1 protein-coding gene is annotated in these 1,046 nt (G+C 48.5%); it reads left to right on the top strand.

What is annotated here, in order from left to right:
- Positions 1 to 1,046 (top strand): CHAD domain-containing protein (locus R7E00_RS25080; RefSeq protein ID WP_318124919.1); only part of this gene is annotated, 1,046 nt, incomplete at both ends.

The following is a 1,046-nucleotide window of genomic DNA, read 5'->3' as shown; positions in this document are numbered from 1 at the left end:
TGATTGGTATGCCAGATGGCAGCCAAGTAGAGGTCGCGTTTGACCAAGGTATGGTTGTCGCGCAAGGGGAAGACGGAGAAGAGAGACAGGAGCCGATTTGTGAAGTCGAACTTGAACTCAAATCTGGCCAGACCGATGCACTATTTACTTTGGCGCGCAGTTTCTGCGAACAAGGTGGGATGCGCCTGGGTAACTTGAGCAAAGCCGCAAAAGGTTACCGTTTAGCGACTGGTTACACTGGCGACGAAGTGAAGCCGCTTTCTTTAGTGGACAGTAACAAAACAGACACCGTTGAATACTGCTTAATCAATTCACTTGAACATGCTTTATCGCATTGGCATTACCACGAACAAATTTACTCAGAGCGCGACAGTGTGGAAGCGCTGCGTGAAATCAGTAACGCCATTCGTTTTATTCGCCAAACATTGACCATTTTTGGTGGCGTAGTGCCTCGTCGTGCGAGCGCTATCTTGCGTCAAGAATTGAAGTGGTTAGAAGAAGAGCTCGTTTGGCTTGATGAACATGCTCACCTTGAAGAGTTGCTTGATGATAAAGGTAACGTATTGCGCAAACTTGACGCGCGTAAGTTCCTTGTCTCTGAGTTGACTCAACAGTTGGAAGAGTTGCCAAGTCGTGAAGAGATGCTGACATTGTTGAGTTCGGCGCGTTACACAGGATTACTGCTGGATCTTAGCCGCTGGATCTTAGCGCGTGGCTGGCAGCCATTCTTGGATGAGAAAGCGCGCGAGAAGATGGCAAGCAACATCATGCCGTTTTCTGTGACGCAATTGGATCGCACTTGGGCAGAGCTGATGGAAGCTTTCCCTGCAGAGCGTGATTTGTCTGCGCAAGAGTATGTGGATCAGCGTTACCGTCTGCTGCGTAACCTTTACACTGGAATTGGTTTTGCGAGCTTGTACAACTTCGACGAGCGTAATAGCTTCCGCCTTCCTTGGGCTGACTTAGTGCATGGCATTGATGATCTGTTGATGCTGAACCATCTATTGCCTTTGGTCGATATGCTGGAAAATGAAGAGAAAGAACAG

It is taken from the genome of Vibrio sp. Vb1755 (genome assembly GCF_033338635.1).
Taxonomy (GTDB): domain Bacteria; phylum Pseudomonadota; class Gammaproteobacteria; order Enterobacterales; family Vibrionaceae; genus Vibrio; species Vibrio alginolyticus.
Note: the sequence above shows the minus strand (reverse complement) of the source record. Positions and strands in the feature narration are given on the sequence as shown.